The 212-nt window shown below is 65.6% G+C and carries 1 pseudogene; it reads left to right on the forward strand.

The annotated features are described in order from the left end of the window. Positions 1-212, forward strand: a pseudogene (locus BIV25_RS46150) (IS630 family transposase); the annotation flags it as partial.

The raw sequence follows: 212 nt of genomic DNA on the forward strand, positions 1-212 counted from the left end.
GGTCGAACTGTGCTTCACCCCGACCTATGCATCCTGGGCGAATCCGATCGAAGCCCACTTCGGACCGCTGCGGCAGTTCACCATCGCCAACTCCAACCACTCCAACCACACCGTCCAGACACGGGCCCTGCACGCCTACCTGCACTGGCGCAACGCCAACGCCCGCCACCGTGACGTCCTAGCCGCCGAACGCAAGGAACGCGCCCGCATCC

The organism is Streptomyces sp. MUSC 14 (assembly GCF_001866675.1).
GTDB lineage: Bacteria > Actinomycetota > Actinomycetes > Streptomycetales > Streptomycetaceae > Streptomyces.